Here is a 14248-nt window from a genome sequence, read left to right as displayed (position 1 = left end):
CATGAAAAACTCCACCATCTTCAGTCTCCTCCCCCTCACCATCATCATCGCCTGCCGTACAAGCAAGCATCGACTGGCGCATCAACAGACCACGCAGCAGGCCGGTATTTCGGAATCGCGGGAATGGCTATACCGTATACAGCAGGATAGTACCAAGCGGTACTGGCACTTTGCAAGTGATTCCGTTTTTTACTTTCACCCCGAGAAGGGCCTTTGGGCATGGGGCGGCTGGCTATATACGGAGGAGCAGTCGGCACATAAAAGGGAGGTGCAAGCTCATGTCAGCAAGAGAGATAGCACGGCCAGTCAACAGCATGCGTCTAAAATGGAGCAAAAAACGACTCGAACGCATCAGCTCCCCGGGTATATTTATTGGATTGCTTTGCTAGGGGCAGCCTTTGTAGGCTACTATTACAGCTGGCGAAAAGGTATGTAAACGAAATACGCCTGAAAAATTTAAAATCCAACATTTTTAATAAGAGCTGTAAGTTCATTCACCACTTCGGGATATTCTCCAACGAGATTGTTCTTTTCTTGTATATCGAGTTCCAGGTTGTACAGCGCCGGTGTAAAATCTCCTTCTTTCGCTTTATTCCATCCTAGAGACTTTTTTATATGGAGCTTCCATTTGCCATAGCGAACCGATTCGAGTTCTCCATTCGTGGCAAAAAAGTAGAATGGCCGGTCTGGAAGAGTTTCAATAGCTGGATTTAACAGAAAATCCGTGATGTCCAAGCCATCCAGTTCAAGATTTCGGGATAGTCTCGCACCTGCAATTTTAGCAAGTGTAGGGAACAAGTCAAGAGTACTGACCATTTGGTCATTTACTATCCCCTCTGGAATCTTCGCTGGCCATGTAATAATACCAGGAACACGTTGACCTCCCTCCCATGTTTGGGCTTTCATTCCTCTTAATGGCAGAGCTGAACCTTTCTTAGGCCCATTATCAGAGGTAAATATAAAAATGGTGTTGTCATAGATCCCTTCCTCTTTCAACGTCTTGACAATTTCACCGACACTCCAATCCAACTCCATAATAACATCGCCGTACAGCCCCAATTCGCTTTTCCCTCTAAATTCGGGTGAAGCATGGAGTGGGGTGTGCGGCATATTATGTGCTATATACATAAAAAAAGGACGGTCAGCACCTCTATTACGTATCTGGCGAACAGCCTCTTCTGTATATCTTTGGGTTAAATAATCCTGATCGGGACCACTTTCCAAAACCTCTTTATTCCGATAAAATGGAAGTGGAGGTGACTGGAAATTATTATGCCCGTAGTAATGCCGATCCATATCATTAGAATAGGGTACCCCATAAAACTCGTCGAAACCTTGATTGTTCGGCATAAATTCTTCCTTATGCCCCAGATGCCATTTCCCGATACATGAGGTTTCATACCCATTGTCTTTTAACATCTCAGCGATAGTGTAAGCCTCGGGTGAGAGCCCATTTTCCGAATAAGGGCAAATAACCCCTTCATGCAAATCATTCCTCTTTGGATATTGACCAGTCATAAGTCCTGCTCTAGACGGAGTACATACAGGAGCCGGTACATAAAAATCGGTAAACCTGATGCCATTACTCGCCAACTGGTCGATATTGGGGGTGGTAAAACCTTTGGCACCATAACAGCCCAAGTCTGCATACCCTTGATCATCCGTAAAAACAATGATAATGTTAGGCTTAATATTGACTGGTACGCGCTGACAGAATGCACTGCCGAAGGTGAGCATCATAAAAAATAGCACGATATATTTTTTCATATAGTCAAATTTATCGTTAAAATTAAATATTAGCAATATTTTTTCATAAATAAGTGAGAACGTGACTTCTATACCTTCTCCAGTGAACACAAAATCTCCATCTCTCCAAGCGAATACCTGCCCCACGTCGCCCTGCTCCCGCCGCTCGCGCGAGCGTCCTCGCTCGGAAAAACTATAGATATGTTTTCTCGCTCTTCTATGTAACTCTTGTTATCACACCCTCTGACCAGAGCTATAGCATGCACCAAAAGCACATGAAATATTATCATAAGCATGCAAAAATATTGATCCGATAGATTCGAAAAAGCTCTTTATTCTCTTCCGACGGATGTTGATCAGAAATAAATCCTTTTACAGTCCATTCACTGATCCAAGGTTGTAGTATATCCAAATATTGTACATAGGTGAATGAAGCGTCCGCATTGGAATAACGGAAATGATTACTATCTACCTTTCTTAAGATCTCTGTATTAATAACAGGAAGATTGACAACAACCAGAAACACAAAAACTGTTATAACGATCGCTCTTTTTTTCATCTATTTAAATTTGTCTTTTATTTGTGATGAAGCTATCAGATTTATTCATCGAGAATGCCCGCGCCTTATCTATCTTGCGGCTTTGATAAATTTTTTCCTACTCTTTTTGGCAACCTATAAATAAAAGCGTAAAACAAAAAAGTAAGGTCAATAATTTTTCTCTTCTCCTATAAATGGCAACGGCGAAGGCCAGAATCCCTACGGAAGAGAAAATAGTTTAACATCAGATAATCCAAAATTAAAGTTCAGATATTCCAAAGTTATATCCAAGATATTTCAAAGTTTGATATCAGATATTTCTAAGTTAATTACTATATTTGATTTAAACAATGGAAGTTAATTATGTCAGAATGGATAACAAGAACATTAGCTGAGGAAATTAAGAAGCGAATAGATCAATACCCTATTCTAGCGGTAACAGGTCCGAGACAATCAGGAAAAACCACTCTACTTAAAATCCTTTTCCCCGATTATGCATACGTGTCTCTTGAAAACCCTGACAATCGTTCTTTTGCCACGGAAGATCCAAATGGTTTTCTCCAACAATATGCAGGTCCGGTGATTTTAGACGAAGTACAGCGGGTACCTGAATTGTTTTCCTATTTGCAGACAGCTGTAGATGAATCCGGCGAGATGGGGCAATATATTCTATCCGGTTCTCAAAATTTTCATTTACTCAAACATATTACGCAATCCTTGGCTGGAAGGGTAGCTCTATTTCGATTATTACCCTTAGATACCCACGAATTAGAGCGGGCGGGAAAATTGCCCGACAACTATCTAAAAGCCTGTATAAAAGGAGGCTACCCCGCTATCTACCATCGAGGCATTAATCCAACAGATTTTTACGCCAACTATATCCGTACTTATGTCGAAAAAGACGTTACCGAACTGATCAATATTCGTGATTTAAATAGTTTTAGAACATTTCTAGGGCTGTGTGCGGCACGGGCAGGGCAACTATTAAACCTTACAGCGATGGCCAATGCGTGTAATATTTCGCAGCCTACTGCAAAATCTTGGTTGTCCATTTTAGAAAGCAGTTATATTGTTTTTCAGCTCTATCCCTATCATGAGAATTTTAATAAACGTTTGGTAAAAACTCCTAAACTCTATTTTTATGACACCGGTCTACTGACTCATTTACTACAAATCAGAGAGCAGGAGGAATTGGCAACGAATAGATTCAAAGGTAATATCTTTGAAAATTTTGTAATTGCCAATTTTCAAAAATTTAATGAAAACAGCTATCAGCATCTTCAATATTATTTTTGGCAGGATCATAACGGAATAGAGCTTGACCTCTTACTCAAGAATACCCGTGGATTTGACGTGTATGAGATAAAATCCACTCAAACAATAAGCGCTCCCTTATTTAAAAACTTAAAGCATTTCGCAGAATTGGCCGAGCCTCAAATCGTAACACCTCATTTGATCTATGGTGGTGAAGAAAGCCTGATACGTAGTGGTGTACAGGTATTACCCTGGAAAATGACGGTAAAGTAATTGAGACCTCACTGAAAGATCTGCACAAGAAATGGTTTATTTTTTCCAGAATGGATAGCTTGGCTGAGAAGGCTGGCAAAAATGGAGTGACTGCGTACCGTAACACCCTTTAATAGATCTGGTGCCACCTGTGGAAGAAGAGGGGGGCGTAAAGAATAGCCCCTGCGGATGCAAGAGCTACCAAATCAATGATAAAGCCACCGAGGATGATGGCAGCTAAATTATGCTTTTTTAAAAGAATAGAATCTCTGCTCTATTAATCTAAAATCAAAAAATCAGCGACATGCGGCAGATGGTCTGAAGCCTCCTCTCCAACCATAGCGTGTGATCCTTTGAACTGGAATAGACCGTTGAAAGTGGAATTAAAAGCAAAAAAGTCAATGGCACGCTTCGGTGTCTTTACTGGAATAGTAAAACCGCACCCGCCAACAGGACATGAGAGACTAAAGGATTCCTGCAAAAGAATCATCTCCGCACTGGTCGGTGTCGCATTAAAATCGCCTCCGATTATCAGAGGTGCATCCAATTCCTTTTCCAGTGCTTTGATAGCCTGCACCTGAGCTGTTCTATTGGGCACATTCAAGTCAAGATGGGTGGATCCAAAGTAAAACTCTTTGCCATTGGGCAATCTGATCTGAGCCAAGGCTATACTACGCTGCTCTCCAGCTATAGCCATAGGAAGATTAACTTTTTGGGTGGATACCAGCGGATACTTACTAAACAAAGCAACACCATACTCTCCGCCATCGTGATCGATAGATTTAGAAAAATAGGCTTTCATATGCAAGAGCTTCTCCAACTCCGCAATTTGATCAACATTGCCCGAACGCCCCGTAAAACGATCCAACTCTTGTATAGCCACGATACTGGCTTTACTTTTTAATATCACATCTGCAATATTTCTTAGGTTTATTTCTGTAGAGTGGGCAGGAGCTCCATGATGGATATTGTAGGTCATCATGGTGAGCGTATCACTTTTTATTTCTTTTGTGCCAATACTTACAGAGGAAGTAAGAAATATACTCAGGCACACCAAACCTACAAGCTGTAACACAGCGAAATTAATTTTTTTGTATTTTATCATAGCTATTACTAACAATTGAGTAGAAAGAGGAAAAAACTTCTTAAATGATTCCAAAAGGACCATATCTTAATAATATAGCCCTTTTGGTATTTGAAGCTAGACGCTCCTATTTACCATCCGACATTTTGTCCCAAATTAGGATTTTTCTCCCACTGTGTCTGTGGCACAGGCCATAGGTAATTTTTTGGCGATTCGAATGCCCGATTCCACTGCACAAGCAAATAACCATCTTCGCTTTTGCGAAAGGTACCGGCGCTCAACTGTGGAAACCACGAAGCCTTCACTCCCTGTATATCACGTCCTAGAATCTCTCCTTCTTTCCAACGTCTTACGTCAAAGTAACGATGCCCTTCCAACACCAGCTCTACACGACGCTCCCGGCGTATCTCTGTACGTACGTCCATACCGTGCTGCGCCAAAAATGCAAGATCCATACGCTTCATACCTACCCTATCACGAAGGAGATTGATTGACATATCTAGATCGCCTTGAGTCAGCTTGCCCTGCTCAAAACGGGCCTCGGCATAGTTGAGCAAAACCTCCGCATAGCGGATATGATGGATATCATTGTCGTCACGGTTATAATTCGGTACGGCAGAAGGCTCTACATATTTCTTATAATAGTATCCTGTCGTAGTCACGGAGCCACGTCCATCCTGACTAAATTTTGGCACCTGAAATATAGTGGGATCGGGATTCTGCGCTATAGGCCTTCCATCATATCGCCCACCCCAAGTATCTCCAGGTGTCAGGATAGTCTGTGTCATACGGGGATCACGGTTTTTAAATACATCGGCATAGGATGCATCGCTATATAGTGGTGATTTATCAATAGGAAGTCCATCCGCACATAAATAGGATTCGACCAACGATCGGGTAGGTACAAACCGAGCAAACTGATCAGGGACTTGTATCTCGCGGCTCAGATTGTGCATGATGATGTCTTCCAGATGCATACGGGCAAAGATTGTCTCTTTATTGCGTCCGGCAGCAAGCTTGCCCGCACGTGTAAACAGCTCCCAGTATGCTGTCTTCGGATTACCGCTGTCATAAAGCTGGTATACGCCCAGATCCATAACGGCCTTGGCTGCTGCCTCGGCTTCTTCAAAACGACCATAGGTCAAAGCAATACGGGATTTGAGTGCCAGAGCGGTACCTCTGCTCACGCGGCCAAGGTCTTTGCCTCCCGGTATCTTGACGGGCAGTACTGCAGCTGCTTCGTCTAGTTCTTTCATCAGGAAATCGACTACCGCGCTCTGAGGATCGCGGGCGCTATAGAGCTCAGGGTCCTCTGGATTAAGCGTTTTTGTAATCAATGGGATATCACCATAAAAAGAGGTCAGAAAACTGTAGGCCAAAGCTCGGATAACGCGTACCTCGCCAGCTAACCGCTCTTTGGCACCGGCCTCATTTTCTGTGGCTCCACCATAATTTTCTAGAAAAGCATTGCACTCGCGCACGTCCCGATACATATTGGCCCACTCACTGTTTACCGTAGGCTGGGTCACAGGAAAGACACCAGAACCTATATCTTTGTATTGATTGGTAGTAGGCCACATCGTATTCTCAGCCAGATTCTCCATATCGACGAGATTCTTGGCTTTGACACGGGAGTAAATGGCCGTAACTGCCATCTCCAGATGTTGTTGGGTCTTCCAATAGGTATCGTCTACAATCTCGTCCTGTGGTACCCGATCTAAAAAATCACTACAGGATGAAAACACCCCTACACTGAGCAACAAAACACAAGCTAGCCTAGTATATTTTTTATATTGAATTTTCATTATTATCTATCTTAAATTTAAGTTGACACCGAACACAAAAGTCTTGACCTGAGGGTAATAAGCTCCATCGTTGGCCGAAGGTACTTCTGGGTCGTAACCGTAGAAGAAATCTGTTTTGGTAAATAGGTTGTCCGCCGACGCGTAGATACGTAACTTGCTGATACGTGCTTTTTCGGTCCATTTAGGTGAAAAAGTATAACCGATCTGAACATTTTTGAGCCGTAGATAAGATGCGTCTTCTATCCATTTGGATGATAATCGGGTATTGTGGGTACGCATATACACTAACCTTGGGTATGAAGCATCCGTATTGTCTGGTGTCCAACGGTCTAAGTGTATCTCTTGAGGCATTGCACTGTTATTGATGAAAGAATGCCTAGCATATCCGGAAAGATAACCATCGGCTTTTCCGACTCCTTGTAAGAAGAAGCTAAAATCAATATTTTTATAATTAAGATCTCCTCGGAAACCATAGGTATATCGCGGAATATCACTGCCCAATACATGCCTATCATCTTTTACAGTGATCTCTTTAGCATTAGGATCGGTAGGTACATAGATCAAATCGCCTGGAGCAACTAAATCGCCTTTTTGAAATGGAAACTTAGGTACATACTGGCCATTGACCAAATCAAAATCACTCTCCTGGGCGATACGGTCGGCTTTAAATCCATAAAATGCATCAAGAGGCTGACCAACCAACCGTACTTTGTCTCCCAAGTTGACCGCATAGTTATCCAAACTTGTAATCTTATTGCGCACGTCAGACAAATTGAAGTTGGCACGGTAGCCGAATTCACCTATTTTGTCCTGCCAACCGGCAACGATCTCCCATCCTTTATTCTGCATAGCTCCGGAGTTTTGAGCAGGGTAACCACTGCCCACACCAATAACATCTGGAAGCGGTGGATATAATAACAGATCATTCGTATTATTGATAAAATAATCTGCCGTAAGACTCAAGCGCCTATTAAAGAAGGCTAAATCTAAACCAATATTAGTTTTTTCTGAAGATTCCCACGAAACCTTTTCATTCGGAATAAAACTAGGACGGAAACCGACAACCCCGATATTTCCGATAGGATTGTTCGAATTGACCTGTGAAGAGGCCAACGTAGACATATAAGGATGATCGCGACCTACCTTGTCATTACCTTGTGTTCCGTAAGAAAATCTTAACTTACCAAAATCCCACACGCTGCGTAGCTCTTCAAAAAAAGCTTCTTCGGAAAACACCCATCCTGCAGAAAATGACCCAAACCAATGCCAACGGACGCTAGGATGGAAACGGGAAGATCCGTCTCTACGGAAGTTACCCTCTAAGAGGTATTTGTTATGAAAATCATAATTGACCCGTCCAAAGAACGACATCAATGCATTCTGGCTACTACCGCTGCTGTTCAACTGATTTTCTGTCCCTATAGCTAGAGATGGAAGATCTACAGGGAGATGCGTGCGTGAGGCTCCAAAATCTGCCCCAACAGTCTCTTCTAAAGAGTATCCCAAAAGTGCCTTAATGTTATGCTTTTCTGCTACGGTCTTTGTGTAATTCGCAGTTGCGATAAAGGTTTGATAGGTACCCGAATAATGATCCATCGATACTTTGTTAGGATTATTGGTCTGGTAAATCAACTTATCATCATCTGGACTATAATAGTTGATGGTCTTTAACAATGTCGTACGCTTGGAGTTGTACTTTACAAGGCCATACTGTCCTTTTAGATCCAATCCCTCAAATAGGTTGATCGTAGCACTCATATTTGCCGTAATCTCTTGGGAGGTAAACGTATTAGTCCCGCCGTCGGTAGCAATAGCGACTGGATTGCTCTGCCCCCCGTGGTACCCCCAGCTCCCATTGGTAAAACGAACCGGTACCAGTGGCCGAATACTGAGCGCAGCAGTTAAAGCTCCTGTACCAGAAGCGCTGCCATCGTATGACCGGTCTACATAGCCTAGATTGCCATCAATCTTTAACCGATCCAAAATCTCCGTATTCAACCGGAGACGCGCATTGTGACGGCCCGATTTAAAATTGTCTCCAACGACTAGACCTCCTTCATTAAGATAACTGTAGGAAGCATAATACTGTGTCTTGTCTGACCCTCCGTTTAAACTCAGATTGTGGCTCTGCTGCGGTGCATTCTTTCTATAAACTTCGTCAACCCAATTCGTATTGGCAAAATAATTTGGATCGCTCCCGTTACGGGCAATCTCTATCTGCTCTGGCGTATAGGTTGGGTTAGTACCAGCATTGATATTGGCCTCATTTTGAAGGGTCATATAATCGGCCGACCCCAAAAACTTAGGTAATGCCGTAGGTGTTTGATAACCGAAATAACTATTTAAGCTAACATTGGTTTGTCCAGACTTGCCCTTTTTGGTAGTCACCATAATCACACCATTCGCCCCACGGACACCATATATTGATGAAGATGCAGCGTCTTTCAAAACTGAAATATTCTCTATATCATCTGGATTAAGAATATTTAGATTGCCTCCAGGGATCCCATCAATAACGATAAGTGGATTAGCATCTCCCCAAGTCCCTACACCACGTATACGGAACTGTGGCGCCCGATTGCCTGGCGCAGTATTGGCTGTACTTCGTACCGTAAGACCAGGCATCTGCCCTTGTAGACCTTGCCCAACATTAGCCAGCGGCCTGTTCTCGAAAGCCTCGCCCGACACCATCGATACTGCCCCGGTGAGATTGGCTTTGCGTTGGGTACCATATCCTACGACCACTACCTCATCGATATCATCAGTACCCTCCTCGAGGACAACATTCAGTTCTCGCTGACCATTCCAGTTGACCTGCTTGGTCACATAAGAGATATGCTTGAAAATAAGGAGCGCATCAGACTGACCAACAGTGATACTAAATCCGCCATCCTGCTGTGTAATATGGGTGCCTTCCTGATCTCTAACAGAAACTGATACACCCTGTATGGGAGTTCCAGATCGGTCGGAGACTATACCACGTACTGTCGTCTGCTGATGGCTCAGTGAAAGGCTACCTGCCTGGTGCACCCCACGACGAACCAATATATGATCATCCATAATGGTGTACTCCAGTCCATTTTGATTAAGTACTCTATCCAAGCCCTGCTTTAACTCGACCGACTGAAGATGGATACCTTCTAGATATACATTGCCCAGCTCGGCATTATTGTAAACAAAACGAAAAGGAATCTGTCGCTCGATCTTGGTCAACAGGCTGGTGAGTTTGATCTTAGATTCCCGTAACGAGATTCGCTGGGCATAAGTCTCTGCACTTACTGTAGTAAGTGTCAATAAGAACAAGACTATTACAAATTTCATGATTCTTAAAAATCGAAAAAGTTTATCTTGGCTCTTGCCGTAAACTTTCAAATTAAAATACATACTTTTAACTTACTTTAGTTCATTAAATAATTGATCTGTACAATTCACGTGGACAAAAGAAAACAAGTATCAGGGAGTGTTCCAGCACTCCTTGAATTCTTAAGCTCTCAGTCATTTTTTTTATCTTCCATCTATTTCATAGGCTTTGCTTTTTATAAAATGATTAATTTATTATTCAAGTATTTACTTTTTATCCCCAGATAATCCAACATCTCTATCATCTGAGATAGCTTGATTTTACGTGATACGGTACCCGTAAACTCTTGATGAGGATTTGTACTCTGCACTACCACTTCGATATCATACCAACGGGAAAGCTGAGCTGCAATGCTATAGGCATCTGCATGATCAAAATAGAAGAACCCGTCTTTCCACGAGATGTGGTTATTGATATTGTCTACCCTAGCCGTAACAATACGACCATCAGTCCTAACTTTGGCTAACTGATCGGGATACATTCGTACTTGAGCTGTGCTGGATTCTAATTGGACGGAGCCTTCTAAAAGGGCTGTAGTGCTGAGCGCCCTATCATATGCATTGACATTAAACTTGGTCCCTAATACATCGATCTGCCCAAAATGCCCGTTGACCACGAACCGCTGTCCTTGTCGCTTGACTACTTCAAAATAAACTTCTCCTGTCATATCAACGACTCTATCTGCTGTCGTCATATTTGATGAAAAAGTCAGGGAAGAGGCTGTATTCAACCATACTTTGCTACCGTCGGGCAACAAAAAATTAATCTGCCCCCCGCGTGGTGTCCGAACGGTATGTCGTTGAGGTGACTGATTCTGTCCGGTACTCTGGTACTGAATCTCTCCAGATTCTAAGCGGACAATATTAAAGGACTGTGACGATTTTATAACACCTACCTGTTTACTATCCAATGTTATCTCTTCACCGTCTTCTGTCAAGAGAATAGCCCTATCAGTACCCGGCTCCACATCCTGTTTTGAATTATTATTGGCTAATGACTCTACAGGGGCGTCAATACGATCGGAATATAGGAATAAGCCAACACCTATTGTAAGGAGCATCACAGCAGCAACCATATAACGAGCTAAAGCCCCCCTCCATACGCTCTGCCCGCTTGGGTATGAGATTTTAGCTGGGCTATCCCTTTGTAAGACTTTATCGAGAATGTGCTTCTTTTCCGTATCGCTGAAAGTCTGAACGGGTTCATCGCCTTCGGACAACACTTCCTGCCATACTTGGTAAAAAAGTTCTCTTTGCTCTTCCTCTGGGACGCTATTTAAAAATTTATCGAATGCAGTCGTATCGTCCTCGGACAATTGCCCATTAATGTGCTTTCTAAGAAGATCTGAAAAGTGCTGTCTGTCGCTTTGCATATACTATAACAACATAATGTTCTATATACACTAGACAACGACGACAAAAAAAAGGGGGTATTAAAAAATAAAAAAAGCTAAAAAGAGGCTTATAACGGAATCTTTACGCCTCAATAAGTAGTTCTTTACAGAAGTAGACGCTAACTGCAGGTATTTTTTGACCGTCTCGCGTGATATCTCCATATCTGTGGCAATTTCCAGATATTTTTTACGTTCAAATCTGCTCAGTACAAACACTCGCTTTTGCTGAAGGGGCAATTGTGCTATCGCTTCATCCAAAAGCTTATCGAACCGATGCTGATCGGAAGTTGTGTCTATGAAGTCAAAATTGGGGCTATTTTCTGCAAAAAAATCCTGCTCTACTTTTTTACGACGAACATCAACTTTAATCCTGTTCAATGCAGCATTACGTGCTAGCACAAACAAATATGCCTCCATATTCAGGATCGAACAGATCTCAGCGCGACGATTCCATACTGTGCAAAAAACATCCTGAAGAACCTCCTCTGCCTGTGCCTTGTTTTTCAGAAGACACAAAACAGCTGTAGCTAGACGATCAAAGTGTATGCTGTAAAATGTAGCAAAAGCGCCTTCATCCCCTTCAGATATTGCGGTATAAAGGTGTCTATTTTCGTGTCTTTGCATGCTGGAAAATACTCCTCATAATTTGGTAAAAATATCACTATATTCTGTTTATTAGCGGCTTAATAAGGTTAAGTTTATATTAAGGTTTTTACTAAGACTATAGTCTTCCTCTATCTAGCTAGATACAAAACTAAAAAATTCTACTTAGAATTGCTATCCCGTGGGTATTCATGAGCAGTATCTCTCTAAGAAGCTAAATAACAATTACATCTTCAACTGGTTCCACCGTCCCATTAACTCTATTTCTTAGTCAATCTCTAAACTCACAAAAAACATTTTACGCTTCGGCAGACATAGAAAAAACCAGATTTAGCAGGATATTAAAACTTGGGATATTGGACGAAATATATGCAGACGAAGTTTACGGAATCGCAGTAGAGCCATTGGTTCTTTTTGAATATCTCTTTGAGGACGCCAAGCATACAACCTATGATCTGGCATTAAAGATACTGGAGCTATATGTCACGAAAGAAGAAGATCAATCACGGAAAGATACAATAAAATTATCTCCTAATCAAGAAAGAATTCTACAGGAGATCATCAAGAATAAATACACGACCGTCGAAAAGCTATCGACAGCAGAGGTATCAATTCCGCTAACATTCAGAAAAATATTAAGAAGCTAAAAGATGCTGGCCTAATAAAACACATCGGCTCAGATAAAGGAGGGTATTGGGAGGTGGTAGAAAAATGATGAGTATCCATACCCACCAAGGAATCCCTTGGGGTGTCTCACTGCCTTCGATCAAGAAGTCTATCTGATCGCCTTTGCCATATGCATTGATCATAATCGGAACTTGCCCATCAACCACCGCCCCTTCTTTAAGACCACTAATATCGATAGCGGGACCATTGCGCACTTCGAAAGGTATAACGCGGACGCCTTCCTTGAATTTCTCTTGCGCTATTTGACCTAAAACATATGGCTCCTCATAGTGGACTTACTTTTTTACGAGCTGTATTAAATATTCGCCGTATCCTGATTTCTTTAGAGGCTCGGCGATTTTGGACAATTGGTCCCGATCAATATACCCCATCCGATAAGCGACTTCTTCAATACATCCGATTTTCATGCCTTGCCGTTCTTCGATCACCTGAACGAACTGCCCGGCCTGCATCAGGGACTGAATGGTCCCTGTATCCAGCCATGCTGTACCACGATCAAATACACCTACCTTGAGCTTGCCTCTCTTGAGGTATTCTCTATTGACGTCCGTAATTTCCAGCTCTCCGCGGTGGGAAGGCTTTATGCCCTTTGCAATCTCTATCACATCATTATCGTAGAAGTATAATCCGGGAACGGCATAGTTTGATTTGGGCCGTGCGGGCTTTTCCTCAATAGAAACAACTTTGTTTTCGTCATTAAATTCAACCACACCATAGCGCTCGGGATCGTTTACCGGATAAGCAAACACCACACCTCCCTCGGGGTCTGCCGAAGATTGTAACAACTTGGACATACCTGACCCGTAGAATATATTATCGCCTAAGATCAAAGCTACCTTATCGTCTCCGATAAACTCCTCGCCCAGGACGAAAGCCTGCGCCAGTCCATCTGGGCTTGGCTGCTCTTTATACACGAACTTACAGCCCAGCTGTGAACCATCACCCAATAGCTTTTCAAAATTGGGTAAGTCTTGTGGTGTAGAAATAATCAATATCTCATTGATCCCTGCCAACATCAGCGTAGACAAGGGGTAATAAATCATCGGTTTGTCGTATACCGGCATCAATTGCTTGGAAACGGCAAGTGTCAAGGGGTGCAGCCTTGTGCCAGAGCCCCCGGCGAGTATTATTCCTTTCATTCGTTCTGAGCTTAGGGCAAATGGCCTATAGCTTATGGCTATTGACTAGTTGCTTTTAGTTTTTTACTTAAATTAATTATTTGACGCTTTATTACTTTAATTTCTTCTTGCAAACTTTGGCTTATATCTTTATCCATAAAGCCTAGGTCTGCACACAAAATTAAAAAATATTCCAGTTCGTTTGCTGAACCCTAGCTCATTTGCAAAAATCTATTAAATTCCTTCTCCGAGTCTCTCCCACAGCCTTCAACAATATTAGAAGGTATCGAATAGGCTGCGCGCTGGATTTGAGAAATTAACCCCTACTTTTCTGAATTTGGCAATTGTAAAGTCTCTTTATACACCCTCAGTGTCAAAGCATGACTCAGAATCCATATATCGTATTT

General features: G+C 42.4%; 12 protein-coding genes and 1 pseudogene. 3 read left to right on the top strand and 10 right to left on the bottom strand.

What is annotated here, in order from left to right; all coding sequences use genetic code 11:
- The first annotated feature begins 1 nt into the window (after window position 1).
- Window positions 2-436 carry a hypothetical protein gene (locus tag G7B20_RS12155; protein WP_164111670.1) on the top strand — a complete coding sequence of 145 codons (435 nt, stop codon included), beginning with the start codon at window positions 2-4 and terminating at the stop codon, window positions 434-436.
- Between the two features lie 20 nt (window positions 437-456).
- Here the strand turns inward: G7B20_RS12155 and G7B20_RS12150 are convergent, their stop codons facing one another.
- Complete coding sequence (locus tag G7B20_RS12150) at window positions 457-1767, bottom strand: sulfatase (protein WP_164111667.1); 1311 nt, start codon at window positions 1765-1767, stop codon at window positions 457-459.
- A gap of 265 nt (window positions 1768-2032) precedes the next feature.
- Window positions 2033-2305 carry a hypothetical protein gene (locus tag G7B20_RS12145; protein ID WP_164111664.1) on the bottom strand — a complete coding sequence of 91 codons (273 nt, stop codon included), beginning with the start codon at window positions 2303-2305 and terminating at the stop codon, window positions 2033-2035.
- 342 nt (window positions 2306-2647) lie between these two features.
- Here G7B20_RS12145 and G7B20_RS12140 point away from each other — a divergent pair, with 342 nt between their 5' ends.
- Window positions 2648-3811: an ATP-binding protein gene (locus G7B20_RS12140; protein ID WP_164111662.1), complete on the top strand. Its 1164-nt coding sequence runs from the start codon at window positions 2648-2650 to the stop codon at window positions 3809-3811.
- Window positions 3812-4067: 256 nt separating this feature from the next.
- Here the strand turns inward: G7B20_RS12140 and G7B20_RS12135 are convergent, their stop codons facing one another.
- The 5 genes from G7B20_RS12135 to G7B20_RS12115 form a co-directional block, all read right to left on the bottom strand.
- A complete protein-coding gene (locus tag G7B20_RS12135; protein WP_164111660.1) occupies window positions 4068-4895 on the bottom strand; it encodes an endonuclease/exonuclease/phosphatase family protein in 828 nt (275 codons plus the stop codon).
- Window positions 4896-5005: 110 nt separating this feature from the next.
- Entirely contained in the window at window positions 5006-6679 is a 1674-nt protein-coding gene (locus G7B20_RS12130) for a RagB/SusD family nutrient uptake outer membrane protein (RefSeq protein WP_164111658.1), read from the bottom strand.
- A gap of 6 nt (window positions 6680-6685) precedes the next feature.
- Entirely contained in the window at window positions 6686-10000 is a 3315-nt protein-coding gene (locus G7B20_RS12125) for a TonB-dependent receptor (RefSeq protein ID WP_240466007.1), read from the bottom strand.
- A 215-nt stretch (window positions 10001-10215) separates the two neighbouring features.
- Entirely contained in the window at window positions 10216-11412 is a 1197-nt protein-coding gene (locus G7B20_RS12120; protein ID WP_164111654.1) for a FecR family protein, read from the bottom strand.
- A gap of 60 nt (window positions 11413-11472) precedes the next feature.
- Window positions 11473-12057: an RNA polymerase sigma factor gene (locus tag G7B20_RS12115; protein ID WP_164111652.1), complete on the bottom strand. Its 585-nt coding sequence runs from the start codon at window positions 12055-12057 to the stop codon at window positions 11473-11475.
- Window positions 12058-12392: 335 nt separating this feature from the next.
- Between G7B20_RS12115 and G7B20_RS12110 the strand changes: the two genes are divergently transcribed.
- The gene (locus G7B20_RS12110) at window positions 12393-12683 is read left to right on the top strand and encodes a hypothetical protein (protein ID WP_164111649.1); all 291 of its coding nucleotides are present in this window, start codon (window positions 12393-12395) and stop codon (window positions 12681-12683) included.
- Here G7B20_RS12110 and G7B20_RS12105 read toward each other — a convergent pair.
- From G7B20_RS12105 to G7B20_RS19770, 3 genes and pseudogenes are all read right to left on the bottom strand, one after another.
- Window positions 12672-12917 carry a hypothetical protein gene (locus tag G7B20_RS12105; protein ID WP_205600258.1) on the bottom strand — a complete coding sequence of 82 codons (246 nt, stop codon included), beginning with the start codon at window positions 12915-12917 and terminating at the stop codon, window positions 12672-12674. The two genes, G7B20_RS12110 and G7B20_RS12105, sit on opposite strands and share 12 nt — an antisense overlap.
- 81 nt (window positions 12918-12998) lie before the next feature.
- Window positions 12999-13862 carry a glucose-1-phosphate thymidylyltransferase RfbA gene (gene rfbA, locus G7B20_RS12100; RefSeq protein WP_164111647.1) on the bottom strand — a complete coding sequence of 288 codons (864 nt, stop codon included), beginning with the start codon at window positions 13860-13862 and terminating at the stop codon, window positions 12999-13001.
- A gap of 38 nt (window positions 13863-13900) precedes the next feature.
- Window positions 13901-14158, bottom strand: a pseudogene (locus G7B20_RS19770) (four helix bundle protein).
- Window positions 14159-14248 lie beyond the last annotated feature (90 nt).

Origin of the sequence: Sphingobacterium sp. xlx-96 (assembly GCF_011007365.1) — a bacterium.
Lineage (GTDB): Bacteria > Bacteroidota > Bacteroidia > Sphingobacteriales > Sphingobacteriaceae > Sphingobacterium > Sphingobacterium luzhongxinii.
The sequence above is the reverse complement of the archived record's forward strand: the minus strand, read 5'-3'. Positions and strand labels throughout refer to the sequence as shown.